Source organism: Devosia limi DSM 17137 (assembly GCF_900128975.1).
GTDB classification, from domain to species: Bacteria; Pseudomonadota; Alphaproteobacteria; order Rhizobiales; family Devosiaceae; genus Devosia; species Devosia limi.
The window spans coordinates 205910-232220 of record NZ_FQVC01000006.1; the positions used below are offsets into that span (position 1 = coordinate 205910).

A 26311-nucleotide genomic window follows, 5' to 3' on the forward strand; every position below is an offset into this window, starting at 1 on the left:
CTAGACGTCCCAATGGAATGAAACGTGGACGCTCGCTGGCAAGGCGACGTTGCGGCTGACGCGCAGGGCATGTGAGGGCAAAGCTATCCCGAAACCGGGATGCCAAGTCGATGGAATGAGTTCGGCTTGACAGTCGGAAGGAACGACGACCGTCATTAAACGACCGTACGACAAGCGCAAGGAAAGCCCGTTCGAGGTATCCTCGGGTTTGATGTCAGGGTGCAAGTGATAAAAAGCCTCCAGCAAGTGCACCCCGCTGCCACTCACTGTGTCTGTCACGGCAAGAAACCGCGCATCCAACTCCCACTGCCGCTTGTGCCTAGGCGCGCCAGGGCGATGCACGTAGCCATCGTGCTCGGCGGCTAAAATGGTTGGTTCGCCCTTCGTGTAGGCCAGCAATTGAGGTGACGCTCTCCGGCCGACCCTAAATCCGGCCCAGACGTCAGATGAGTTCACTCCATCAATACTCAGCGTCGTGTGCGCTGCCGTTCCGCGTTGGCGCCCTCGTTCAGCGCTTAGGCCATAGACCGAAGTGCCGCCATTGACAAACACTCGCTCGCCCCCGATCGAAAGCTCGAAGCTGAGCGTGTCAGCGTGTGCATGACCTGGCAGATAGCTGGGGCCGACCGCCGCCAGGTCAGCAAACAGCACAGCATCCTGAGCTTGAAGCCTTACATAGCCCGATGCGGACATCATGGCGGCCGGGTCGGGCGTTGTGGCAGGAGCAAGGTCCAACCTCACCCCATAGGCGTCCAACTCGGCAGGAGCGGGTGCAATGCCCAGCGTAGCATCATTAAAGAAGGGGATGTCGCCATCAGGGTGGCGCATGACGCGGCTCCAAGCCAGCATCTTCTCGACAGCGCCTTCGATGCCGGAAGGCAGCGGCAGGTCGTAGGCTCGGCCGATATTCACAACGTCCAGCAGATCTTCGAGCACAATGAGGTGGTACATGGGGCTGAGTTCGAAATGGGCCCCGTCGTCAAGAATCTGCTCCTGGAGTTGGCGCTCGAGCAGTCGCCGGCCGAGCGACAGCCAGATATGGGCCTCTCTGCCGCTAAAATAGGCACCGGCGAGGTAAAGCGCCTTGGCATTGGCGAGGAGATGGTTGCCCAGGATGTGGTGCTCAAGCCGGTTGCGAAGATGGCGGGCCTGAACCGCAAGACTGGCACTTGCCTGCTGCGACAAGGGTTCCACAGTCAGGTGCCACTTGATCCAGTTCACGATCCGCAAAGAAGTAGGATAGGGCTCCCAGCCCACCCCAAAAACGGGCGGGTTCTCTGCTATCCAGCGGTTGACAAGGTCCCTCTGCCAAGCAGTCCGTCCGCCCGCGTTCTCTGCAGCCAAGTCATCGAAATAGTGGAGGTTGTATAGCCACAGCAGTGAATTAGACTCGTCCTGCCATGCCGCCGCGGTAGAAACATCGCCGGGTCGGTTGAGAAGAATTACGGTCTCGGGACCTGTCAGACTTGCCTGCCTGACGGCAAAGGGCCGTATAGCGTCCCTGATGGTGCGGACTGCCGGAGCGGGTCGCAGATCAGGCTTGGGTCGATATGCTCTAAACCAGAGACGCCCCAGAATTTGGGAAGGCTTCAAGTGGCGCACGGTCGCGAAATAGCGTCTGAGGCGATGAAGCATTATCTCGCCTGGCCGGTCGCCAAGGCATTAGCTACTTCGATGCTGACCCTGCTGATCTCTGCCAGTTCGGCAAATGGAACCGGTGCCTGCCGGTCCTTGACCGCCTTAACGAAGGCCGAAGCGCATTGCACCTGCCCCTTGTCCTGGCGCCAAAGTGTTGAGCGGGAAAAGCCCCGCCAGCCAAAACCCACAAGACGGCGGAAATTGTCCAGCTGCAGGATTTTGCCGCCACAGAAGACTTCGACTCGCTCCTTCGGGAAAGTCTGGCTACCATTGGCAAAATAGTGGACCGTGCCGATCGAGCCGTCGGCAAGATGCAGGGTGAACGTGGCCGTGTCGGGCGGCACGCCATCATTGCGCGGGATGCTCGCTGCGATACTGCCTTTGATTGGTGCCCCCACGAGAGAGCGGATCAGATCGACGAAATGGCAGGCTTCGCCGATGATCCGCCCGCCACCTGCCAGCGGGTCTTGCGTCCAATGCTGCGGCGGAATTGGGCCTGCATTGACCGTAACAATGACGCTCTTGGGTTGGTCGCTGGTCCCCAGCAACGTGCGCATAGTCTCGATTTGCGGCGCAAATCGCCGGTTAAATCCTACGCAGACCACGGGGCGCTTGCCTTCGGCCTCAAGGCTATCATGGACTTCCTGCACACGATCCAACTCATCCAGCGTAAGCGCCAGCGGCTTCTCAACGAATACGGCCTTTCCGGCGGTAAGTGCGCGGCAGACCAGCTCGGCATGGCTATCGTGGCGTGTTGCAATGGCGACGGCGTTGGATTCGGTATCGGAGAAAACCCTGTCCAGTTCAGTGGTAGCCGACTTGAACCCGTACTTGCGACCAATTTGGCTGGCAGAGGTTCCCCCGCTGCTGCTGATCATCTGCAAACTGGCGCCAGCCTTTACAAAGGCGGGGACCAGAACCCGGCTAGCATAATTGCCGGCACCGACGAAGCTGACTCTGGGCTCACCGATGGAGCCGGCGGGAGTGGAGGCGCCACTCGGATGCGCCAGCATCACCAGCGTCTCACCCGCCTCTGCGCGGAGCTCGTATTCAAGTAGAATAGCTAGGTGCGGAGTCTTACTCACCAGGATGCCGTACGCATCGGGGGCCGCAGCGAATGGGAAACGATGGGTTATCAACGGCGCCACGTCGATCTTGCCAGCGGCCATCATGTCGAGCACAGCCTCGAAGTTGCGCTGTTCAGTCCAGCGCACGAACCCGATTGGATAGTCCTGCCCCTTTTCCTCGTAGTTCAGGTCATATCGGCCTGGCCCATACGAGCAAGACACCTGGAAGGACAGCTCCTTCTCGTAGAAATCGGCCCGTGACAATTCCAGACCCGTGACACCCACCAGAACAATTCGTCCGCGCTTGCGGCTCATTTTTGCTGCTTGCTGAACCGGCTCATTACTTGACGTCGAAGCAGTGATGATCACCGCATCTATGCCCCTGCCACGAGAGAATGTATCCGCGCGAGCCAGCACGTCCTCACCCCGCGAAGGGCAGACACCGGTAGCGCCGAAACGCTCGGCCAACGCCACCTTGGCAGGATCAAGATCTATGCCAATCACGCGACACCCCTGGGCGTGCAGCAACTGCACCGCCAACAGGCCAACAAGCCCGAGGCCGACCACCGCAACGGTTTCTCCCAAGGTCGGATTGGCCAGTCGGATACCGTGGAGCGCGATCGCCCCAACCACGGTAAATGCGGCAGCTTCGTCACTGACATTGTCGGGGATGCTGGCGACAAGGTTCCGGCCGACCCCGACCACTTCCGCATGCCCGCCATTGGAGGCGACACGGTCGCCCTTTTGGAATCCGGTGACGCCCTTCCCAGTCTCCATCACCACGCCAACGTTGCAGTATCCGAGCGGCAATGGCTGATCGAGTTTGCTGCGCACTGCATCGATCGTCGGGAGGACGCCGTCCGTCCGCATCTTGCTAAGCACCTGGCCAACTCGCTCGGGTTGTTGCCGGGCCTTCGAAATCAGGCCCGCCTTGCCGAACTCGACGAGCATGCGCTCCGTGCCGGCAGAAACAAGCGTGGTACGGGTTGCAATGATCACTTTCCCAGGTCCCGCCGCAGGCCGCGGGACATCGACCATCTCAGTCTCACCGGTCTTGAGATTCTGTAGAATTTGGCGCACTCGGCAAGGACCTCCAGCTGACATAGCCGTCGACCATCGCCGACGGTTATGCTTCTACTGATGCCGACCCGGTGAAGCAAGAAAGCGATTGTCAGCAGTCTCGGCCGTTGCGACCTGTTAGATTTTCAAGCCCGGCACCGCATCTTCTGATTGGTCTGGGCCGTGCGGGTCGACAGGACGCCGAACCGTCCGACGTTCAACGGCCCGAGCCAAACAGGTCCGTGGGTCTCTGGTAGTTAATCAGCACGGCGCGAAACTGACCTTTGAAAACGAACAGGCTGCCGGCGGCAGCGCCCACCACGCCCACGGCATCGATGAGGTCCTGCATGTCCTGTATCGAGCCCGCGCCCCCAACAAAAGACAAGGGACCGTCGAACATCTTCCGAACCTGACGGGCAAGGTTGAGGTCATAGCCCTTCATCATGCCGTCGCGGTCTATGGAATTGATGATTATCTCTCCCGCCCCTAGTTCGGCGGCCTGCGCGCAAAAGTCCGCCAGAGCAAGTTTTTGCTTTCGGCGGCCGTTGTGCGTATAGATCGTATGACCTCGCAACAGGCCATTCGCGCGCACATCAATGGTCAAGACGACACTTTGACTGCCCACGGCGTCGGCCATCTCGCGGATCAGCTGAGGACGCGCGAACGCCGCCGAGCTCACCGAAACCTTCTCGAAGCCCAAGCCGATAAGTCGCGACGCCTGCGCAGCGTTGCTCACGCCACCGCCATAGCACAGCGGCATGCGCGACTCCACGGCGATGCCGCGCAGGCGATCAAATTCCGGCTCCCGACCAGCAACGCTTGCGTCGATGTCGATGAATATCAGCTCATCAACTTGCTTTTCGTTGAAGATTTTTACCGCATTCAGGGGATCGCCGACATATTTGGCGTCCTTGAACTTTTGCGTCTTGACCAGCCCCCCATTGCTCATCAGCAGGCAGGGCACAATGCGGGAGCGGAGCACGTTCAGCCCTCGGCAAAATTGCGGAACAAGGTGACGCCGTTGTCATGGCTTTTCTCGGGATGGAACTGCACCCCGCGAATATTATCCCGGCTCACGGCACATGGCATGTCCGTCCCATAGGTAACGGTCGCCAGAACATGCGCTTCCTCTTCGGGTGCAAAATAGTAGCTATGGAGAAAATAGAAGCCGTGTTGGAGATCTATGCCATCAAGTATGGGGTCACTGCCGCGCCGCTGAATGGAGTTCCAACCCATATGCGGCAGCTTGGGAACAGAATTGATGGAATGCTGGTCAATCCTACGCACGCGGCCGGGAACCCAACCAAGACCGGGCATATTCCCCTCATCGCTGGAACTGGCTAGTATTTGCATGCCGACGCAGATGCCCATCGCAGGCTTGCCCTTGTGAAGCACCTGCTCGTTGAGCACTTCTGTCAGGCCCAGGCGCGTGAGGTCCCCCATTACCCTGTCGAAGGCACCAACTCCTGGAAGAATGTAGCGACTGGCACTGGCCAGTTCTGCATGGTTGGAAGTAACTATGTGGGGGATTCTCAACTTCTTGTAGATTGTGGCAATCGCCGAGACGTTGCCAGAACCATAGTCGACGATCGCTATCATCGCTTTACCGATCGTTCCACACCCAGCGCCTTCAGCACGCGTGCTCCCAGATCAAACATCCACTGCTGATTTGCGTAATCTTTGTAGGTCTTGCGCGGCATCTGGTGGTAGTGCTTCAGTTCGTCGACGCCGATGCCGAGTTTGGTGGCTACATACTCGAACTCGTCATCGATAGTTGCAGGGTCATATGCGGGATGTTCAAGCTGGGCGAGAGCTTGATCACGCGACATCTGATCGGTGAGTATGAGACTGGAATACTGTACCCGCCTCGTGTCATAGCCGAACCGGGTCGGCAACCAGTAGGCCTCGAAGAAGCGAGTGAACCGAGACTCGAAGTGCTTCTGCGGATATGGGCGCCAGCCGTAGGTCGTGGACAGGACTTCCGCCGCGTGCTCTTTGGTATAGGGGAGCAAATTCAGTGGCTTCGCAACCCTGACGCCACGGAAATACCGCAGGTAAACTTTGTGGAACAGCACGCTTGAAAACGGATAGGTATTGAGCGGGCGTGTACCGAACCTTCGATGAATGTCGCGCAGTTGGGCCATATCCGTGCCGTGATAGAGCCATTCAACCGGATTGCGCACGCATTCAGTAGCGAAGTTACCGCCGTTGAGAATATACTTGATGTTGTGTTTGTTGGCGAAATGATAGAGGGTCGCGATAAAGGCGTGATCCTGAGGAATATCAAGATGGGACACGCCTGACTTGAAAAAGGCGAGCTGGAAGTCGCGCATTTCTTCCCAGTTGATGACCTCAGTATAGAGGTCCAGGCCCAGACCATCGACCAGCACCTGGATATTGTTGACGGCCAGATCCGTATTCCAGCCCCCATCAACGTGAAAAACCAGGGGCCGAAGGCCGAACTCTACCACAGCAAGATGCAGCAGGTAGGAACTGTCCAGTCCCCCGCTCATTCCCATGATGCAGTCGAAGTCACGCCCCTTGCCGTCGGCCTTGATCTTTTCAACCAGCGCGCGAAACTTCGCCCTGCCCTCGTCATTCGGGAACCAGTTCGGAAGAACATCCCTTGCAAAGCCACGGCAATGATCGCACACGCCGTTGCTATCGAAGGTGATCCGCTCGTCACTCGTGTCCATCACGCAGTTCGAGCAAATCGTCATAGATAGACTTCCTGTTCTATAATCCGCAGTCCAAGGGCCACCCAAATTTGGGTGCTGAGGCCAGCAACAAAGCTATGTAAGCTCAGAATCGAGCCGTGCAATTAGCACATCGGAACTTGGCTGACCAGCGCTCAGCGGCCATCCAGCGGGGCTCCGCATCCTGCTCAGACAACAGCATTGGCGACGGCGCTGAGAAGTGTAGGATCAAGGGGTCAGAAGCCGCTCAAGTGTGGCGACAATGCGTTCGCCCGTGCCTCCATCCCATTTTTCAGGAATGCCCCCTTTCTTCCATTGCCCGGAAAAGACGCGTTCAAGCGCTGGCCCTATCGCGGCAGGGTCGGTGCCGATCAGTTCATTGGTACCGATCGTTACCGTTTCGGGGCGCTCGGTTGTGTCTCGCAGAGTTAGGCACGGAACGCCCATCACAGTCGTTTCTTCCGTTATCCCACCGGAATCAGTGATGACCGCCTTTGCGTTCTGCACCAGGAAATTGAACTCAAGATATGGCTGAGGGTCCACGAGAATGAAGGATGGCGAAATGTTGGGAATATTCGCTAGATTCTTGGCCGTTCGCGGATGAACCGGGAACACGATGGGCATGCTGTTTGCGGCCGCACCAATGGCCCCAAGAAGCTCTGAGAAACCGGCAAAGTCGTCCACGTTCGACGGACGGTGCAGCGTCAGCACCAGATAGTTGCCGCGGCTCAGGCCATTGACCGCCCAGAAATCTGGTTCCTGAAATTTTTGCTGGTTCGCCAGCAGGGTGTCGATCATCGTATTGCCGACAAAGAAGATCCGATCCTGTGGAACACCTGATCGGCAGAGGTTGTCATCTGCAAAGGTGCTGGTCGTAAAGAACCAGTTGGTGATCGCATCGGTCGCGAGCCGGTTTATCTCCTCGGGCATGCGCCAGTCGCCAGAGCGAATGCCCGCCTCGACATGAGCGACCTTCACACCAAGCTTTTGCGCGGTAATCGCGCAGGCCATGGTGGAGGTGACGTCCCCAACCACGAGGCACAGGTCGCTGCGCCGCTCGCTGAGCACCTTCTCATAGGCAACCATGATGGCACCGGTCTGCTCCGCCTGCGTACCCGAGCCGACACCCATATTGATATCGGGCTCCGGAATACCGAGTTGCGCGAAAAACTCGCCCGACATCCTTGGATCGTAGTGCTGGCCGGTATGGATGAGCCGGTAGTCCAACAGACGCTCCGCCCCCTGTCGCGCATCGAGAGCACGAAGGATGGTCGCGATTTTCATGAAATTTGGGCGGGCGCCGGCGATAATGTCGATAAGCATAAGGGTACCTTTATCGCTTCAGGTGCAGTGCCGGACGCTCCACAAGAAACCACGACATCGTGGCCAAGAGGACAGTCGTCACAAGTGTACCACCGCGAGCGCAGGATTGGGCGTATCGGCGTGAAGCAGAAGGTTGATGACGGGCATGTGATAGAGGTAGGTGCCGTAAGATATGTCGTTGCGCGTCACTCCACGAAGCGCACCCTCGAGCCTGCCAGGCGACATGAAGGCCAGTTTGAAGATCATTACACAGATCAACAGGAAGCTAATCGGATTGATCGAGTTCTGGGCGTTGACGTGGTAGCCGCCCAGCAAGAACATTGATGCCAGAAACGCCAAGACGATAAGCACGAAGGGGACTTGCAGAATCCGAGCGGCTTGCTGTCGGTACCGCGCGACCAGCATGCCGGTCATGAACATGTAGACCCAAGGGGCGAACGTCACATAAAGCAGCTTGGTGGCCAAAGAGTCGGGGTTCAGCGTGTGGTGAGCAAGTTGATTGGTTAATACAGACACCGCCAGCAAGACACCGAAAATCCACTTTCGGCTCGCCAAACAAAACGCCAAGACGGGCGTGATAATGTAAAACTGCAACTCCACGGTAATTGTCCATAGAGCGCCGTTCAACACACCATCCCCGAATGCCCGCATGAAATCTGGGTTGTAGAATTGGGCGAACGTCATTTGCCCTGCAAGCCAGATCACGACCTGGACGGTGCTGGGCTGAGAAATTTCGAAATACCCGGTCGCTGCGACCGCCAGGGTTGAGAGGATCACGCAGACCCAAAGCCCCGGAAAGATACGCAGGAACCGGTTGCGGTAGAACCCGAACAAACCGCTGCCGCTTGAGCGCTCATAGGCCTGGTAGATCAGGAACCCACTGATAAAGAAGAAGACCGGCACACCCGGCACGGCTTTGAGGGCCGTTACATACCAACCTGTAACCCCAAAATGGTTGCACCCGTGCACCAGAAGGACCTGGATGGCGGCAACCAGCCGTATCAGGTTGAAGTTATTTCGATGCGACAGCATCACCTGTTCGGCAGTGTCCGACGACTTATCTAAAACCATAGCCTGACTTGTCATTTTCTGGCACGCCCACTCAAAGTTCCGCTGAGATCTGCTTGATGCCGGCCAACTTGCTGACGATCGCTCGATACTGGGTTTCGCTGGCATCGGTTCGCTGCGGCCGCCGACCGATTTTCACGGCGTTCTCGACCCATGCGGCGATTTCCTGCCGCTGCAATGGAACCAGTTGAATTTCGCCCGTCGAGCGGAAGTAACTATAGTAGTCGTTGAGCGCTTCTCCCGGCCACAGGTGCGGAGAAAGCAAGCCCGTTGAGAGCCCGCACAGCGCCGCTTCAATGGACACTGAACTATTCCAGGATACGTGCGCATCCACTCTGCTGAGCAGGTAGGGAAGCGGCACTTTGGTGGGCCACTCCCACTCAACATTCCCCTTTAGCCGCTCATTGAAGTACCGAACAAATTTGGGACCCTCCGGGGTGGCGAATCCGATTTGCTGATTGGGGTGGAGACGTACGAGCCAGCGAAGTCGCCCCGAGGTGGCAATGATGGCCGCCTCCAGTTCTTCATGGATGAAGCCGTTTGCAATATCCCGCTCCCCCCATGAGAGCGAAACAAGAACCGACTTACGGTCATCGGCGCGCTCCAGCGGCGCATTGGCTTGAGCGTCCCCGACGAGAGCATCGCCCGGACGCTGGCGCATAAAGCGCGACAGCCACGGATTGCCTATCACGGGCGTTTCGATTTGCGGCCCCGCCCACTGCCGGATAACCTCTGCGCTACCCTGGTCCCAACACAGTATGGCGTTGGGCAATTGCTCCACCGGGTCCTTGGCGCGAAATTGCGCACCGTACCAAGGATGACGCTCGGCAATCACGCCGTGCTGCATGTCCGCGACCCAAATGCCGCGCTCTCGGCAAACTTTGCACAACTCGCGTGATGGCTGGATAGCAACGACGCTGCGGGCCCCGGTTGCATCGAGGATTGCGGCCCAGACCTTCTCCTCGGGCTTGGAGTAGGGATAGGCTCCCCGATTCAAGACAGCGGTCAGACGCTTCTGCACCAGGGCTCGGGCGAAAGCGCCTTCCGGCGAGTGGACATCTCCATACGCGCGTTCGCCCTTTATGGTGGAGATTATGCGGGCGACGCTTGTCGTTTGGGCGCCTTCGGCACGCACGTCGTCTTCGATCGTATCGATCAGCGGCGAGTAGTACCGTCCATTGTAAAGATAGCTGCGATCATTGTCGTGGGCCACCGTCAGGAGATCGGCGGCAGGGTAAGCAATTCGATCGATCCTGAACAGATCGCGAACGATCTTCTGCACGAGCGCTAGGTCCACGAAAGCTGTTCCTCTCTATGACACTGGCAGACGCCGGGCATGGGGCCAAATTGCGACAGCAGTTCTAGTCGAATGCCTTATAGCCGCCAAACACCGAGGCCGAGTGCACGAATTGCAGGTTCATCGAGGACGGACTTAACGTCGACGAAGCAGCCACCAGGCAAAACCTTCTCGGCGATCACTTCGACCGGCATCTCGCAATAGCCGCGGTGCGCCACTGCGACGATTACCGCGTCGGCCCGCGGCAGGTCTGCCCAGTCCATGAGATTGACGCCATACTCCGCCATCGCCTGCTCTCGGGATGCGTCCGGATCGTGCACAAACGTCTCCACGCCATAGGTGGCCAGCTCATTAATAATGTCGATGACCTTGCTGTTGCGCAGGTCGGCGCAGTTTTCCTTGAAGGTCAAGCCCAGCACGTTCACCCGGGCCGCTTTCACCGATCGACCTGCCGCAATCATCTGTTTGATGGTCTGCTCAGCGATATATTTCCCCATGCCGTCATTAATGCGGCGGCCCGCCAGAATGACCTGCGGATGGTAGCCAAGACGTTCGGCCTTGTGGGTGAGGTAATATGGGTCAACGCCAATGCAGTGGCCACCGACCAAGCCAGGAGCGAAATTGAGAAAGTTCCACTTGGTTCCAGCGGCCGTAAGAACTTCCTTGGTGTCGATCCCCACCTTGTCGAAGATGATCGCCAGCTCGTTCATCAGCGCGATATTCAGATCGCGCTGGGTATTCTCGATGACCTTGCTGGCTTCGGCGACACGAATGCTGGATGCACGATGAACGCCCGGGCGCACGATGCGGCAATAAAGCTCGGCAACGCGCTCAAGAGTATCCGGCGAGTCGCCCGAGACGACCTTGATCACATTGGTCAGGGTGTGCTCCCTGTCGCCCGGATTGATACGCTCGGGGCTGTAGCCAACAAAAAAGTCGCTGCGCCACTTTAGACCTGAGGCGGCCTCGAGTTGTGGCACGCAGACCTCTTCGGTCGCGCCAGGATAGACGGTGGACTCAAATATTACCGTCGCACCCTTCTTCATGACGCTGCCGATAGTGCGCGATGCGCCGATCAGGGGGCCGAAGTCGGGGATATGCGCATCGTCAACAGGCGTCGGCACCGCGACAATGATGATATCGGCATCGGCGATATCGGCAGGATTAGACGAAAAGCTGGCATGCACCGCCTCCGCCATCACCTCGTCGGCGATTTCCCGCGCCGGATCCCGCCCTTTCAGGCATGAGGCAACCTTGTCCTCGTCGATATCAAACCCGACAGTGGGGCCAAGTTTGCCAAACTCAATTGCAAGCGGAAGGCCGACATAGCCAAGCCCAACAATCGCGATCTTTTGACTGGTCGCCATTATCCATCTGTCTGCTGAAATGTGAAAAACGGTAGCCGCGTTAACAAAGTCTGCGGTGATGTCAACGCAGTAGTCGACTCTCTGTCCAAGGTCAACTTGGCGCAGGTATCCCTCGATCAACCGGCTTTGCCTGCCGCCGATTCCACCCCCGCTCCAGCAACCAGACACAGATTCCGAAATACACAACGTCAAAAACAGTGGGGAAAATCAGTGTTTCCGTGAAGCCTCTGAAGAGGAGAGCAACCAGCAGCGCCGTCATGAAGGCCTTGTCGATAATCGGGGTGGCGCTGAATATGGCGGCCAGCGTGATGGCCGCGATAACCAAGCCGTAAAGCAGACCAAATATATGGTGCGCGCGTATGTAGGAATTGTGAGGATTTCCGTTATAGCGGTCCATAATAGACAGCCCTTCATAGGACCTGCCAACGATCAGCTCCAGCCCACTCATCCCCATGACATACTCGCGGATCATGTCAGTTCGAGCCTGATCATAGAGGCCAGATTGCAGCTTGGTGGCGCCAATATCCGGCCGCTCTGCCGGCGCCTCAATGTCCGGAACGACGGGACCCACTATCCGGGGCTGAGATGCCTCCAGCTGGGACTGAGGCGCTTCCAACTGGGGCTGAGGCGCTTGGGACGGAGATGTGTTGTCGCCGAGCTCCGGTGACTTTTCCCAGGGCAGCATGAAACTCACGGCTGGCACGCTCAATAGCCCGAAACTGAAGAGAGTGGCACACACAGTAATCGCTATCAGGGCCGCTCGCCGAGCCATCGCGGTCCAGTTGAAACGCAGTGGGAGCGGGAAAATCGTCACCACCACCATCAGAAGCAGCGCGGTCAGCACAGAGGCCCGACCATATCCGACGATACACAGGACCAGGGTGGCAATCGTAGTGAGAGTGGCCACCCGCCCCTTCGCCACAAAGAGGACCGCCAGATAGTTCACCTGGAGCACTATCAGCGATGAAGTTATGCCGTTGCTACTGGACTCGCTGAACATCTTCTCGAGCGGAAAATCATCGAAACCCACCCTCATGGCAAAGACGAAGACGGAGATTTGAAAACAGACAAGGACAATCCGCGACGCCAGGAGATAGGGGCGCGGCTGGAGGTAAAGAGCGAGCGCGAGAGCCAAGGTAAGCCCGGCCATGCCATAATGCAGGACCGCCGTTGCATTGTTGTATGCCGCCACCGGAAGCGCTACGGTCAGAGCCAGCCCATAGGCGCCGATTAGCCATTTGTGTCGAAGAACGAGCGGCCACAGTTCTCTGCGGGTAGAAAAGAAGAGCAAGCCGCCGGAGGCCACAAAAACTCCGTACGCCCAAAGCGGGCGCTGGATATATATGAACAAACTTGCGACGAGCAGGGCCGCGATGATCAGGGTCAAAAACTGGTCATTTGACGGACAGAGGTATTTCCAATACCTGCCCTTCTGCGGCTCAAGCTTACCAACCATATCTAAAATCTCAAATGAAACGCGTCCGGGAAATTGGCTCAAAGCGAGTACTGTTTTTGAGTAGAGATGGCAACGTCCGCGCCGCAACGCCGAAGTCGCCTTTGGCTAAGGCGGCAAGAATTGCTGGGATGGATACGCAACGTTGAGGTCACTTCTACGGCCCGCGATGGGCTATGCTGGCGCTGCCTTGCTGCACAAAGGCGTAGGATTTATCATCTTCCTGTGGCTGGCGGCCAGCATGAGTGCTCCCGCCTATGCCGGTCTCGGACTAATGCTGGCCCTGCAGACCGGCATTACAACATTCGCATCGGCTGGGGTGGTCGACTCGCTGCTTGGTCGGATCAAGCACTCGCACGAGTCCGAGGTCCAGCAGCGGTATTTTGTCGCGACGATGGACGTTTTTTGGGCTCTTGCGGTGATCGTTCTGGCGATGGTGGCGGCCCTTTCTGGACCCATCACGCACCTTACAGGCGCTTCATGGCAGACCTTGGCAGCTGTGATGATCACAGGCGTCTTGTCCGCGTTTTTTTTGGTTCAGGCCTATCTGATCCGACTTCAGGAGCGACACCAAGCCGCCATACTTGTCGGTACGATTCCACCCTTGGCGGGCCTGATCGTCGGCATTGCGCTCTATCTGGCACAACAGACGATCAGCAGCTTCTTCCTTGGATCGGCGATAGTCATGGCCGCCAGCTTGCCCGCTCTGTCACGCCTTTATGTCGGCTGGGGCGGTCCTTCGCTCCATAAGAAGGAATCGCAGCAGATTGCCAAGAGCATGCCACCCTTCATGGTCGTGGCGCTTCTAGCCTGGGTAATCGGCTACGGCTCCACTTTTCTGATCAACATCTTCTTCACCGAAAACGAGGGCGCCCGCTTCACATTCGCCTACACGCTTGCGTCGGTCCTGCAGTTGCTGGCCACCTCGCTCAACCAGGTCTGGGCACCTCGGTTCTTCAAGCAGGTCCACGTCGTGCCGCTTGCCGAAATCGAACGACAAAACGATCGGTTCTACCTGCTACAAGGCGCCATCGTCGGAACTGCAGGCGCTTTGCTCATAATTGCGATACCGTTAGCCATTCGGCTGTCGGGAATTAGCCAACTCGAGCACTACCAAAATCTCAACCTCGAGCTATTCTGCCTGTTGGCGGTGTATGCCCTGTCGATCAACTGGTATCACGCGCAGAACTACTTTCTGGCGCATGGCCGTGGCGGCGCGTTCATGACGGCGGTTGTTGCCTCGACGCTGGCCGGGGTTGCGATCTGGGTCTTGGGCGCGTGGATCTTCGGAGTTTTCGGCGCTTATCTGGGCTTTGTGGCGCAGGCTCTACTGAAAGGGGCCGTAACCAACCTCTGGGCGGCTCGACGGTGGGGCATTCGAATACTCTGGCAGGGCCCGGCACTCGCCTTGGCAATCCTCGGACTTGGTGCTGTCGGCAGTCATCTCATGAGTGGGATAGGTTAGCTCCACGCCTGGCGGCATCGGCCAAATGCCAAGAAACTGATTGAGCGGCCATGGTGAAGCGGCTATGAGCTACCGCAAACACGCACGAATTAATTACGGGACCCCGAACCAGCAATGCTCGCTGACAAGTCAATTTTGGTTACCGGTGGAACTGGGTCTTTTGGACGCTCTTTTGCCCGTCGCATTCTCACCATGTATCCGGACATTCGCAGGCTGGTGATCTTCAGCCGGGATGAACTCAAGCAGTACGAGATGTCTCTTGAGTTCAGCGAGCGGGAATACCCCGCGATGCGCTATTTTATTGGCGATGTTCGCGACGAGTCCCGGATTCGCCGTGCGCTGGAAGGCGTCGACACCGTCATTCACGCAGCGGCGCTCAAGCAGGTGCCGGCTGCCGAGTACAATCCGTTCGAGTGCATAAAGACGAACGTTCTTGGGGCCCAGAACCTGATCGAGGCTTGCCTCGACTCGGGCGTCCGAAATGTCGTCGCCTTGTCCACGGACAAGGCTGCGGCGCCGATCAATCTCTACGGCGCCACCAAACTTTGTTCGGACAAGCTATTCGTCGCCGCGAACAACATGAAGGGCTCGCGAGACATCCGCTTCAGTGTCGTTCGATATGGCAACGTGATGGGCAGCCGCGGCTCGGTCATTCCGTTCTTTCTGGATCAGGTCAAGACCGGTCGCTTGCCGATCACAGATCCCGGCATGACCCGCTTCAACATATCCCTAGACGAGGGGGTCGATATGGTGCTGTGGGCGCTTGAGAATGCGCATGGCGGCGAGATATTCGTTCCAAAGATTCCGTCCTATCGCATCTCCGACGTGGCTAACGCGATCGGCCCCGATTGCGAGCACCCTGTTACCGGAATTCGTCCCGGCGAGAAGCTGCATGAAGAGATGATCACGGTCAGCGACAGCCTCAACACTGTCGACATCGGGAAGTACTTCGCTATCCTGCCAAACGGAAATTCGATGTTGCGCGAACTCTATCTGGCCAATGGGTCAGCCGAAGCAGTGCCCGCCAATTTCTCGTACAATTCAGGCGAGAATCCCGACTTCCTTTCGGTTGATCAGCTGCGGCGCCTGATCGAAGACAACGTCAGCGGTGCCGGCGCAAAATGATCCCCTATGGCCGCCAATCCATTTCCGAGGCTGATATTGCGGCCGTAGTGGATGTCCTGCGATCGGACTTCCTGACGCAGGGACCGGCTATTCCCAAGTTCGAGCAAGCAATGTGCGCCAAGGTTGGCGCGCAATACGGCGTTGCTGTGAACAGCGCCACCTCGGGCCTGCACATTGCGTGCCTGGCCCTCGGCTTGGGGCCAGATGACCTGCTCTGGACCGTCCCGAATACCTTTGTGGCCAGCGCCAACTGCGCGCGGTACTGCGGCGCGGATGTGGATTTCGTCGATATCGATCCGGTCACGCAGAACATTTCGGTGACGGCACTCGCAGAAAAGCTCAGAACCGCCGAACGCTTGCCCAAGATCGTGGTGCCCGTGCACTTTTCTGGCCAGCCCTGCGACATGAAGGAGATTGCCATACTGGCTCGCCAGTATGGCTTCAAGATTATCGAGGATGCGTCTCACGCTGTCGGCGCAACCTATTTTGGGGAACCGGTAGGGTCTTGCCAGTATAGCGATATTGCCATCTTCAGCTTCCATCCGGTCAAGATCATCACCTCCGGAGAGGGTGGTCTGGCGCTGACCAACGACGCGGCGCTGGCTGAGGCCATGGTGATGTTGCGGTCGCACGGTATCACTCGCGACGCGACGAGATACGAACAGCCGGATCGCGGTCCCTGGTATTACGAGCAGCAGATGCTCGGCTATAACTATCGCATGATCGACATCGAAGCAGCGCTTGGCCTCAGCCAGCTTGGTCGTCTCGATGCCTTCATCGCGCGCCGCAACCAGCTGGCCGCCCGCTACGATGACCTGCTGTCCGGGCTGGACATCCAGAAGCCCAAAGTCCTGCCGAATCGGCTTTCGAGCTTCCACCTCTATGTGGTCCGACTGACTGTCCGGGATGCCGATCGCCACCGCCGCGTGTTCGAGAAGCTACGCGCCGACGGTGTCGGGGTGAACGTGCACTACACGCCGGTTCACCTTCAGCCCGATTTTCAGCGGCTTGGCTTTGCGCCAGGCGATTTCCCCGAGGCCGAACGACATGGCGCGACCGCTATCTCTCTGCCCATGTATGCTGACTTGTCGGACGAAGCCCAGTTGACCGTGGTAAACAGCCTTATCAACGCCTTGGGCGAGTGACTTGTTCGCGGAATGACTGGCAGACAAGGTTTCCAGCAACCGGATACCGGCATGAGCGGATCGACTGAACGTTCAGAACTTTTTGGACGACTGGCCCTGGGCACGGTTCAGTTTGGGCTGACCTATGGCATCACCAATACGAGTGGCAAAGTAGGCCCGGACGCGGTTCAAGCCATCCTGGCGCGCGCCGCCGAGGTCGGGTTATCTACCTTGGACACGGCTGCTCTCTATGGGGATAGTGAGCAATCGCTAGGCAGCGCGGGCGTTGAGAATTTCGCAGTCGTCACCAAGCTGCCCGAGCTCGGCCGCGACGTAGCGGATCCCGGGCTCTGGGTCAGAACGCAAATGCTGGCATCGCTGTCTCGGCTAAGATTGCCGAGGGTCGATGGGCTTCTGCTGCACCGTCCCGACGTCCTGATGACAGAGTCCGGACCCGCGATCTGGTCGGCCATGCAGCACCTTCGAGCCGAAGGGCTGGTGCGGGCGATCGGTTACTCGGTCTACGAACCGCGGGAACTTTCGTCGCTGTACCAGGCGTTCCGCCCGGATATCGTTCAGCTCCCCTACAACGCGCTGGACAGCCGGTTTGAGGTCTCGGGGTGGATAGCGCGCCTCGCCGATGGCGGCACAATGGTGCATGCCCGCAGTGCCTTTCTGCAGGGACTCCTGCTGGCCCCGCGCGATGGGCTGCCGGAGAAATTCTCTCGCTGGAGATCGGTATTCGATGCGTGGCACCAATGGTGCAGCGCCAGGGGGCTCACCCCTCTGCAGGCGGCGCTGGGCCACAGCCTCGCACATGCGTCCATTGACCGCGTGCTGGTAGGCGTTGCCGGAATGGATCAGTTCAGCGAAATACTGGCATCGGTGTCAAGACACCCCATCGCGGCGCCCCTTGATCTGTCTTCCTCCGATATCGACCTCATCAATCCTTCCCGCTGGAGTTCGTTATGAAAACCGTTGCCATTGTGCAGGCCAGAATGGGGTCGACCCGCCTGCCGGGCAAAGTGATGCTGGATATCGCCGGCGTGCCGATGATCGAGTTGCTGCTGCGCCGACTACAGCGTGCGCGGATGGTGGACGGCATCATTGTTGCGACCTCGACCGCCGCCGCTGACGACCGTCTGGCTGAGCATGTTGCGGCTCTGGGCGTCGAGGTTTACCGCGGCAGCGAACAGGACGTTCTTGATCGCTATTATCGCGCAGCGCAGCAGGCGTCGGCAGACGTTGTTGTGCGCGTGACGGGCGATTGTCCATTCCTTGATCCGGTTCTGGTCGACGATGTCATCACGCTGCGCCAGGCACGCAGTGTCGACTATGCGAGCAATATCACCCCGCCGACTTATCCAGACGGGCTGGACACCGAGGTTTTTACCTTTGCAGCTCTCGAGCGCAGCTGGAACGAGGCCCGCGATCCATACCAGCGCGAGCATGTGACCCCCTACCTTCGCCAGGCAGAGGTGTTCACGCGTGAAGGCCAGGCCAGCGAGACCGATTACTCCGGCTTGCGGTGGACGGTCGACGAGGCGAGCGATCTTCGCGTGGCTCGCGCGGTCGCCGATCACTTTGTCGGCCGCGCGGACTTCGGTTGGCGTGACATTCTTGGGCTGGCCGAGGCACAGCCGGAACTATTCGGTGCGAACGCGCACCTCTTGCGAAATGAAGGAGCTGCGATGGGCACCGGGCAGAAATTGTGGAAGCGCGCCAAGGAAGTCATTCCGGGCGGAAACATGTTGCTGTCCAAGCGTAGCGAGATGTTCCTGCCCGAGCAGTGGCCGGCCTATTTCAGTAAGGCCAAGGGCTGCACCGTCTGGGATCTGGACAATAATGCCTTCACCGACATGTCCATTATGGGTGTTGGCACCAACACACTTGGCTATGGGCACGATGAAGTGGACGATGCCGTTCGGGACACGGTCACCAAGGGCAATATGTCCACCTTCAACTGCCCCGAAGAAGTTGCCCTCGCCGAGCGTCTGATCGAAATCAATCCCTGGGCCGATATGGTTCGTTTCGCCAGGTCCGGAGGCGAAGCCAATGCTGTCGCCATTCGAATCGCGCGCGCGGCCAGCGGCAAGGACAAGGTTGCTTTCTGCGGTTATCACGGCTGGCATGACTGGTACCTCGCGGCCAATCTCGCCGATGAGCATCATCTTGCCGGCCACCTGCTTCCCGGCCTGGAGCCGCGGGGAGTGCCTCAGCAATTGTCCGGCAGCGTGCTGGCGTTCAATTTCAATCGCATCGACGAGCTGGAAGCGCATGTGGCTCGCGGCGATGTTGGCGTGATCATGATGGAAGTGTCGCGCAACAAGGGTCCGGAAGACGGCTTCCTCGAGCGTGTTCGCGAGTTGGCGACGGCAAATGGCATCGTGCTGATCTTTGACGAATGCACCTCCGGCTTCCGCCAGACATTTGGCGGGCTGCACAAGCTCTATGGCGTCGAACCCGATATCGCCATGTACGGCAAGGCCCTCGGCAACGGTTACGGCATCACGGCGGCGGTCGGCCGTCGCGAGGTGATGGAGGCCGCACAGAACACCTTCATTTCATCGACATTCTGGACTGAGCGGATCGGCCCGAGCGCTGCACTAGCAACGCTGAAAGTGATGGAACGCACGAAATCCTGGGAGCAGATTACCGCAATTGGGCTTGATATCCGCGCTCGCTGGCAACAGCTCGCCGACCGGCATGGGCTGACCATCGCCCATTGGGGATTGCCTGCTCTGTGCGGCTATACGTTCCAGAGCGACAATGCCAACGCGTACAAGACGCTGGTGACCCAGGAAATGCTCGCGAAGGGCTTTCTCGCCGGCAATAGTGTCTATGCCTCAGTGGCCCATACGCCCGACGTGATCGAGGCGTATTTCGCCGCGCTCGATCCAATATTTGCGACCATTGCACAATGCGAGGGCGGTCGCGACGTTGAAAGCCTGCTCAAGGGCCCTGCCGCACATCAGGGCTTCAAGCGTTTGAATTAGGCGACAAACCGGGAAGCCCACCGTTGGAAGACAGCAGGCCTTTAATTGTCTTTCGTGTCGATGGATCGACACGAATTGGAAGTGGGCACGTTATGCGTTGCCTCACTTTGGCGAACGCTGCGGCATTGCGGGGCTTTGGCTGCTTTTTTGTCAGCCGTGATCTGCATGGCAGTCTTGCGACGAAAATAACCTCATCTGGCCACGCGTCCATACTTCTACCGCAGGAAGGCCCGCCGGCGCCGATGGAGGCTGGCCAGTATGGCCAGTGGCTCGGCACGACCGAGGAGCATGATTCCAAGTCAGTGATTGACGCCCTTTCAGAGCTGGCAAGCGACAGGTGTAAGCTTGTGGTTGTCGACCACTACGGCCTAAGCTCAACGTGGGAGGCTTCTCTAAACAGTACTGTAGGCATCCCCATCCTGGCGCTTGATGATCTCGACAGGCGCCACGAAAGCGCATTCGTGCTCGATGTTACGTTTGGAAAAACGGCGGCAAACTACGAAGGGCAATTGACGGAAGGCACACGAGCGCTGGTCGGCCCGTCCTATGCACTTCTGCGTCCGGACTTCGCCCTCTTGCGGAGCCCGGCATTACAGGGGCGCGATGCCCGTCTTTCCCATGGCACCGTCAACCATGTCCTTGTTTCCATGGGGGGAGCAGACGAGACAAACGCAACCTTGTGGGTCACGGACGCCCTGGCGACGCTGTTAGAGAACCGGTCCTTCAAAATTCACGTTCTGCTGGGCGCGGCCTATCCGCACCGGGCGTCGCTTGACACTCTTCAGGCTACTTTGGGCAATCGGCTTGAGATTCATAGCGACGTCGCAGAAATGGCCGCCCTTCTCGCAGACATGGATCTGGCGATTGGTGCTGCAGGCTCGTCCTCTTGGGAACGCTGTTGCTTGGGGCTCCCAACGATCAATCTCGTTCTGGCAGAAAACCAGGTGACAGTCGCAAGATTGCTCGCCAGCGGCGGAGCAGCCATTGATGGAGGGCGCTTCCCCACGTCGGAAGCGCCGGACATGTGGGCAAAGCGGATCATAGCCCCTGTATTGGCGAGTTCTACCTTGATCGCGCTGAGTGGGACCGCGCGTGATTTGGTTGATGGGAGGGGTGCGGGCCGGGTTATCGCAGAGGCTTTCTCGGGTCTTGTGCGAACGTCGCTCCTCGTACTCAGGGGCGTCACCATGGATGACGCTGCACTTCTCTTTGAGTGGCAGTGCGATGGTAGGACCAGAAGATACGCGCTAAACCCAGCGCCTCCGACTTGGAGCGAGCATCTCAAATGGCTGCAGCGCAAATTGAATGACCCCTATTGCAGTTTCTACATAGCCGAGGTTGCGGGGATCGCCTCAGGTACAGTACGGCTTGATCGCTCGGCATCGCCGCCACCGCCTACTGCCACTGAACACGAGTGGCGAGAGGTCTCAATTCTGACGGCGCCTGAATTCTACGGGTGCGGCGTTGGGCTGCGAATGATCCGCGCACTTATGGCTTTGCACCCTGAGGAAGATCTGGTTGCTCGTGTCTTGGCAGATAACCAGTCTTCCCAGAGACTATTTGCCAAGGCCGGTTTTTCGCACTATGCGCCCGAACTCCTATTCTGGCCCCAGCAGACGAACAGAGGAATATCATGACGCCCTCCTTCAATCTTGGATCTCGGCGAATTGGCCGCGACGCTGCTCCGTTTGTCATTGCCGAAATGTCCGGCAATCACAATGGCTCCAAGGAGCGCGCTCTGGAAATCGTCAGGGCGGCGGCAGAGTGTGGTGTCGATTGCCTCAAATTCCAGACCTATACTGCCGACACCATCACGTTGAACTCGACGCGGGACGACTTTCTGATCAACGATCCCAAGAGCTTGTGGAACGGGCGTCAATTGCATGATCTCTACGACGAGGCCCATACCCCCTGGGAATGGCATGCAGAATTGTTTGCAGAAGCCGCAAAGCATGGCGTTCTGGCGTTTTCCACTCCGTTCGACGAGACGGCAGTGGATTTCCTGAACGATCTGGGCGTGCCTATGTTCAAGATCGCGTCTTTCGAGATGACGCATCTTCCGTTGATTGCCAAGGTCGCCCGCACGGGTAAGCCGATGATCATGTCGACAGGCATGGCCACGGTCGAGGAGATTGAACAGGCGCTCGCTACAGCGAAAAGTGCCGGCGGCAAGGACATCGTGCTGCTGAAATGCACAAGCCAGTATCCTGCCAACGCCGCAGACGCCAACCTGATGACGATCCCCGACATGATGGATCGGTTTGGCGTTCAGGTCGGTCTTTCGGACCATACTGCTGGAACCGGCGTCGCAGTGGCCTCAATCGTCCTGGGCGCAACCGTCATCGAAAAGCACTTCACTCTGGATCGCAACGATGGAGGAGTGGACTCGGCCTTTTCCCTGGAACCTTGGGAAATGAGGCTATTGAAGGAAGAAACCACGCGTGCGTGGCACTCCACAGGTCAGGTCGTTTATGGCGGGACTGAAAACGAAGCGAGCTCGCGACGCTTCCGGCAATCCATCTATCCGGCCCGCGCAATCGCGGAAGGCGAGCTTTTCAGTCGCGATAACCTGCGCATTTGTCGGCCGGGGCTCAGCCTTGAGCCGCGGTTTTTCGATGACCTGTTAGGCAAGCCGGCACGTCGGGCTATTGAGTTTGGCGAAAGACTGACCCAGTCCGACCTTTGAGTGCAGCAATGCGCCTGTATTGGCGGACCACGACCAGCGGATGGACTGTCGAATGGAACGAGTAGGTATTCTGCGCATGCCGCTGGGCAATCTCCAGTCAGTATGGAATGCGCTGCACGTCTCGGGCTTCGATCCGGAGTATGTCGATGAGCAGTCTGACTTTGACCACCTGACTCACCTGATCATCCCCGGCGTTGGCCATTTCAAGGCCGTAATGGATCACCTAGTGTCCAAGGGTCTGCCGGACAAGATCACGCGCTTCGCCCAAAGTGGCCGCCCCACCTTGGGCATTTGCGTTGGAATGCAACTGCTGGGGAAGTCCAGCAACGAGGGCGGGGTGAACTCGGCCGGGCTCGGGCTGGTCGATGCCGTCGTCACACGGCTACCGGACGACGGGCAGGTGCTCCCCCATGTGGGCTGGAGCACGGTGGATCTGAAGCGTGATCACCCTGTCACGCAGGGTCTCAAGCAAGGACGGGACTACTACTTCGTCCACTCCTACGGCATGAAGGCTGGTTCGGAAGACATCGTCATCGGGACGACAACATACGGGAGCGATTTCGTGTCGATCGTGGGCAAGGGGAACGTGGTTGGCTTTCAGTTCCATCCGGAAAAAAGCCAGTCCAACGGCCTCCACTTGATTACGAATTTCGCCCTTTGGGATGGTCAATGTTAAAAAAGCGGATAATTCCCATCCAGTTGCTGAACAACGGGCGATTGGTAAAATCCATCGATTTCGGAAACTTCCGCGATGTCGGAGATCCTGTCAAAAGTTCTTCGGTCTACAACTCTCAGTATGCCGACGAGCTCATGCTCCTCAATGTTTCGCGGGAAAAGCGATCGATTGCGGACCTGCTCCAGATTATCGTCAAGATTTCCGAAGTGAGCTTCATGCCGCTGGCTATTGGCGGGGGCATCAGCTCCCCCGACGACGCGGCATTGCTCATACGCAACGGCGCCGACAAGATCGTTGTAAATTCGGTCGCCTATCGCGATCTCAATGTCATCACCGAGACATCGAACCGTTTCGGCGCACAGGCTGTCATCGTTGGAATAGACGTCCGCTGGGACGCCGATCTCGACGACTACAGGCTTTACAGTCGATGCGGCTCAGCGGCCGAAAATGTCGGTCTCGAGCAGCATATCGCACGCGTCGTTGCGGCCGGTGCGGGTGAGATCATGGTGCAGTCCATCGATCGCGATGGTAGCATGCAGGGGTTTGACCTTGATGCTATCTCGCGTGCAATGACGGCATCCCCGACGCCCGTGATCGGCGCCGGGGGCTCGGGAAATTACGAATCGCTGAAAGACGCCTTCATAACAACAGGGGTAAGCGCGCTCGCCTGCGGCAGCCTGTTCAATTTCTCCGACTCAAACCCGTTGCGCGCCAAGGCCTATCTGAGCAACCACGGCTTGAACTTCAAGAAGGTCTGACATGGTCATAAGATCGGAACGCTTGGAACTGCGTGAGCTGCAGGTCGCTGACATAACGCCGGCATATATCGGCTGGATGTCTGATCGCGAAACCAATCGCTACCTGGAGACGAGGCACTCCGCGCAGACGCCTGAATCCGTGGCGGCATTTGTGGCGCGTGTCGCGGCAGCGCCTGATGAGTTTTTGTTCGGCATTTTCCTGCCGACTGGCCGCCATATCGGCAATATCAAGGTCGGCCCCATCCGGCCGGTCCATGGCGTCGCGGACGTCAGCCTGCTCATTGGCGATGCTGCCTGCCGCGGGCAGGGATTTGGCACGGAAGCCATCCGCGCCGTGAGCGCCTTTGCCTTTGACAATCTAGGGGTAAGCAAGCTCAGCGCAAGCATGTACCTGCCCAATGAAGGGTCCACACGAGCGTTCCTCCGCGCTGGCTTTGTGCGGGAAGGGCTGCGCGTGAAGCACTACGATCTGGATGGCGAGCGGTGCGATCTGGTTGAGCTCGGCGCCACCCGAGAGGATATGTTCAAACAAAAAGAGCGCTGACGGCCTCCGTCAGCGCTCCTTTCATCACATCTTGGGCTGGATACCCCGGCTATCCTCGTCTTCTCGATACCAATTCTCATAGTCCCAGGTCTTGGGGGCCCATTCATTCTTGTTAAAGTCTGGCTCGTTGGGTGAGACGACGGTGTGAGCAATCACTTCGTTGAACTCACTTTCGGTCAGGCCCACATATTCGAGGAACAGCTCAAGTGAGGGGGGCTTGCGTCCCTCGTACTGGCTAATCAGTTCTTCGCCGCGCTCCTTAGAAATGCGCCCGTTTCGAAGGTCCAGCGCGACCATCTGACTTACGCGACTGTAGCCGCGCTTGAGATACTTGATGTAGTCGCGGGTGCCCTGCATGAAGCACTCGATCTTCTCGTAGGGATACTCCTCCCACGGCATGCCCTCGACCTGCTCGCCCTTCCAGCCGAGTTCCTTCTGAATCAGAGCCACATTCTTTTTTACGTCCCAGGGAATGTACGACCCAAGGCAGACCGACTGGTACCGTATGCGGTTAAGATCGCGGGCGGCCGGATAGGTATATGGCTTGAGATCGCGCGCATCGAGATCGAAGTCGCCGCTGATCATGCCTTCCATGTCTTCCGCCGTGATCCCCAAATTCACGAACTTGTTGAACCGGGTTTCGTCGACACGTTCGATCTCGTCGTCGGCATAGTCGTAATATTGGGTGTATTCGGAAGACGGCTCGCCCCAGAACACCAGCGGCACGTCGAATTTTACAGCAATGTGCATGGGGTAGGAGAAAATTCCGGTGTGGCAATGCCAACAAAAGTCGCCCTTGCGCCTTAGCGACTCAAGCATCAACCGCTTCACAACGCGCCAGTTCGGCGTGAAGTTGAGAACGTCGACGCCCAGCTTCTTGAATGTCCTAGTATTGTTCTCGATAAGCGTCTCGCGCATGAACCCGTGGTCGAAACGCACAACGAGGGGCTTAATCTTGTACTCCTTCATCAAGTACAAAAGCGTATAGGTAGAGTCTTTTCCACCAGAAAACGGAATAATGCAGTCATAATCGTGTTTCCCACGATACTGTTCGATTAATTGATCGAGCTGCTTCTTCCGACTCGGCCAGTCAATCTTCTCATCCCGAACTTCTTTATTGCGACAGACATTGCACACGCCAGCCGGATCGAACTCAATAGTTTCGTACGTTTCGGGCAGCAGGCAGCTCCCGCATTTTTTCAGCTCAAGCATTTCGGCTCCAATAAGATCTGGTCGAACCTACGTCCCTACCCGGTCAGTCTTCAAGTGCGCTTTCGCGCCAATCGTGCAATTAGCTGCCGTTCCTACCCACAGAGCTTGATCGTGGCATGCCAAGGGCGAGCGCTACGACGTGTGCCTGGCACCTTGTTCGAAGGCCGCACTCGAGGCACCACCAGTGCGTGATTGCGGCCTTGTATCCAGATTTATGCAACTTCTTGTTTACAATCATACCCGAGAACACGCAAATCCTGACACCATCTGACGACTGAACTGGTCACCGATGCGCAGATCATGGCGTCGCGGAGCGCCAGACGGCCTGCTACACCACTCCGACCGGGAACATCAGAGCAGTTCCAGCGGCTGATGGCTGATCACGACATCACCTTCTCGATGATACGGAACGACAATTTCAGGGATAACGCGCGATAGTGTTCTCATTGCTCAAACCGAAGGCTCTGCCGGCCAAGTCTACCGCGCCAGGAGGCCTAGGCTAAGAGTTCGATGCCATACGAAGTGTCCTGCCGTAACTCATCATCATCGCCAAGGAAGAGATGACGAAGAACATGTACACCCCAAAAGTGCCCATGCTCTGGACCACAATGCCTGATCCCCATGCCAGAAAGTGATATGCCGCGATCGATACCGCGCATAGTCCTCTTAGTAGGTCGAGGCCTAAATTCCGATCAGGGGGGATTTTCGAGAGAAGCATTGTCGGTAGGTGTCCATTGTCGGATGATTTGGCACCGCT

21 protein-coding genes and 1 pseudogene are annotated in these 26311 nt (G+C 57.9%); 11 read left to right on the top strand and 11 right to left on the bottom strand.

Annotation, left to right across the window (positions count from 1 at the left end; translation table 11 throughout):
- From BUA69_RS11515 to BUA69_RS11560, 10 genes are all read right to left on the bottom strand, one after another.
- Positions 1 to 1221, bottom strand: a complete 1221-nt coding sequence (locus BUA69_RS11515) for a heparinase II/III family protein (protein WP_210165901.1) — start codon at positions 1219 to 1221, stop codon at positions 1 to 3.
- Between the two features lie 413 nt (positions 1222 to 1634).
- Positions 1635 to 3704, bottom strand: a complete 2070-nt coding sequence (locus tag BUA69_RS11520) for a bi-domain-containing oxidoreductase (RefSeq protein WP_244468804.1) — start codon at positions 3702 to 3704, stop codon at positions 1635 to 1637.
- A gap of 277 nt (positions 3705 to 3981) precedes the next feature.
- Complete coding sequence (locus BUA69_RS11525) at positions 3982 to 4746, bottom strand: AglZ/HisF2 family acetamidino modification protein (protein WP_046136598.1); 765 nt, start codon at positions 4744 to 4746, stop codon at positions 3982 to 3984.
- A 2-nt stretch (positions 4747 to 4748) separates the two neighbouring features.
- Entirely contained in the window at positions 4749 to 5363 is a 615-nt protein-coding gene (gene hisH / locus BUA69_RS11530; protein WP_046136599.1) for an imidazole glycerol phosphate synthase subunit HisH, read from the bottom strand.
- Positions 5360 to 6484: an N-acetyl sugar amidotransferase gene (locus BUA69_RS11535; protein WP_072866545.1), complete on the bottom strand. Its 1125-nt coding sequence runs from the start codon at positions 6482 to 6484 to the stop codon at positions 5360 to 5362. The genes hisH (BUA69_RS11530) and BUA69_RS11535 overlap by 4 nt, the downstream gene beginning before the upstream one ends.
- Positions 6485 to 6688: 204 nt before the next feature.
- Complete coding sequence (gene wecB / locus BUA69_RS11540) at positions 6689 to 7783, bottom strand: non-hydrolyzing UDP-N-acetylglucosamine 2-epimerase (RefSeq protein ID WP_046136601.1); 1095 nt, start codon at positions 7781 to 7783, stop codon at positions 6689 to 6691.
- Positions 7784 to 7861: 78 nt separating this feature from the next.
- Positions 7862 to 8854, bottom strand: a complete 993-nt coding sequence (locus BUA69_RS11545; RefSeq protein ID WP_160300154.1) for an acyltransferase family protein — start codon at positions 8852 to 8854, stop codon at positions 7862 to 7864.
- 31 nt (positions 8855 to 8885) lie between these two features.
- Entirely contained in the window at positions 8886 to 10133 is a 1248-nt protein-coding gene (locus tag BUA69_RS11550) for a hypothetical protein (protein WP_143154491.1), read from the bottom strand.
- Positions 10134 to 10225: 92 nt separating this feature from the next.
- Complete coding sequence (locus tag BUA69_RS11555) at positions 10226 to 11515, bottom strand: nucleotide sugar dehydrogenase (RefSeq protein ID WP_046136604.1); 1290 nt, start codon at positions 11513 to 11515, stop codon at positions 10226 to 10228.
- Between the two features lie 91 nt (positions 11516 to 11606).
- Positions 11607 to 13013, bottom strand: a complete 1407-nt coding sequence (locus tag BUA69_RS11560) for a hypothetical protein (RefSeq protein WP_143154492.1) — start codon at positions 13011 to 13013, stop codon at positions 11607 to 11609.
- A gap of 124 nt (positions 13014 to 13137) precedes the next feature.
- Here BUA69_RS11560 and BUA69_RS11565 point away from each other — a divergent pair, with 124 nt between their 5' ends.
- The 10 genes from BUA69_RS11565 (at position 13138) to BUA69_RS11610 (ending at position 24342) form a co-directional block, all read left to right on the top strand.
- Positions 13138 to 14433 (top strand): lipopolysaccharide biosynthesis protein, encoded by a 1296-nt coding sequence (locus BUA69_RS11565; protein WP_046136606.1) that lies wholly within the window; start codon positions 13138 to 13140, stop codon positions 14431 to 14433.
- 114 nt (positions 14434 to 14547) lie between these two features.
- Positions 14548 to 15558, top strand: coding sequence for a UDP-N-acetylglucosamine 4,6-dehydratase (inverting) (pseB, locus tag BUA69_RS11570; protein WP_046136607.1), 1011 nt, complete (start codon positions 14548 to 14550; stop codon positions 15556 to 15558).
- A complete protein-coding gene (pseC, locus tag BUA69_RS11575; protein ID WP_046136608.1) occupies positions 15555 to 16703 on the top strand; it encodes a UDP-4-amino-4,6-dideoxy-N-acetyl-beta-L-altrosamine transaminase in 1149 nt (382 codons plus the stop codon). Before pseB ends, pseC begins: the two co-directional genes overlap by 4 nt.
- A 51-nt stretch (positions 16704 to 16754) precedes the next feature.
- A complete protein-coding gene (locus tag BUA69_RS11580; protein WP_046136609.1) occupies positions 16755 to 17654 on the top strand; it encodes an aldo/keto reductase in 900 nt (299 codons plus the stop codon).
- The gene (locus BUA69_RS11585; protein ID WP_046136610.1) at positions 17651 to 19678 is read left to right on the top strand and encodes an aminotransferase class III-fold pyridoxal phosphate-dependent enzyme; all 2028 of its coding nucleotides are present in this window, start codon (positions 17651 to 17653) and stop codon (positions 19676 to 19678) included. Before BUA69_RS11580 ends, BUA69_RS11585 begins: the two co-directional genes overlap by 4 nt.
- 23 nt (positions 19679 to 19701) lie before the next feature.
- Entirely contained in the window at positions 19702 to 21315 is a 1614-nt protein-coding gene (gene pseG / locus BUA69_RS11590) for a UDP-2,4-diacetamido-2,4,6-trideoxy-beta-L-altropyranose hydrolase (protein ID WP_072866546.1), read from the top strand.
- Positions 21312 to 22364, top strand: coding sequence for a pseudaminic acid synthase (pseI, locus tag BUA69_RS11595; RefSeq protein WP_046136612.1), 1053 nt, complete (start codon positions 21312 to 21314; stop codon positions 22362 to 22364). The genes pseG and pseI overlap by 4 nt, the downstream gene beginning before the upstream one ends.
- A gap of 52 nt (positions 22365 to 22416) precedes the next feature.
- Positions 22417 to 23040, top strand: a complete 624-nt coding sequence (gene hisH, locus BUA69_RS11600; RefSeq protein ID WP_046136613.1) for an imidazole glycerol phosphate synthase subunit HisH — start codon at positions 22417 to 22419, stop codon at positions 23038 to 23040.
- Complete coding sequence (gene hisF / locus BUA69_RS11605; RefSeq protein WP_046136614.1) at positions 23034 to 23798, top strand: imidazole glycerol phosphate synthase subunit HisF; 765 nt, start codon at positions 23034 to 23036, stop codon at positions 23796 to 23798. Before hisH (BUA69_RS11600) ends, hisF begins: the two co-directional genes overlap by 7 nt.
- Positions 23799 to 23820: 22 nt before the next feature.
- On the top strand, positions 23821 to 24342 hold the full coding sequence (locus BUA69_RS11610) for a GNAT family N-acetyltransferase (protein WP_160300155.1): 522 nt from the start codon (positions 23821 to 23823) through the stop codon (positions 24340 to 24342).
- A gap of 24 nt (positions 24343 to 24366) precedes the next feature.
- Here BUA69_RS11610 and BUA69_RS11615 read toward each other — a convergent pair whose 3' ends face one another.
- Positions 24367 to 25554 (bottom strand): N-acetyl sugar amidotransferase, encoded by a 1188-nt coding sequence (locus tag BUA69_RS11615; protein WP_046136616.1) that lies wholly within the window; start codon positions 25552 to 25554, stop codon positions 24367 to 24369.
- Positions 25555 to 25855: 301 nt separating this feature from the next.
- Here BUA69_RS11615 and BUA69_RS20760 point away from each other — a divergent pair.
- Positions 25856 to 25986 (top strand): annotated as a pseudogene (locus BUA69_RS20760) (IS3 family transposase); the annotation flags it as partial.
- Positions 25987 to 26311 lie beyond the last annotated feature (325 nt).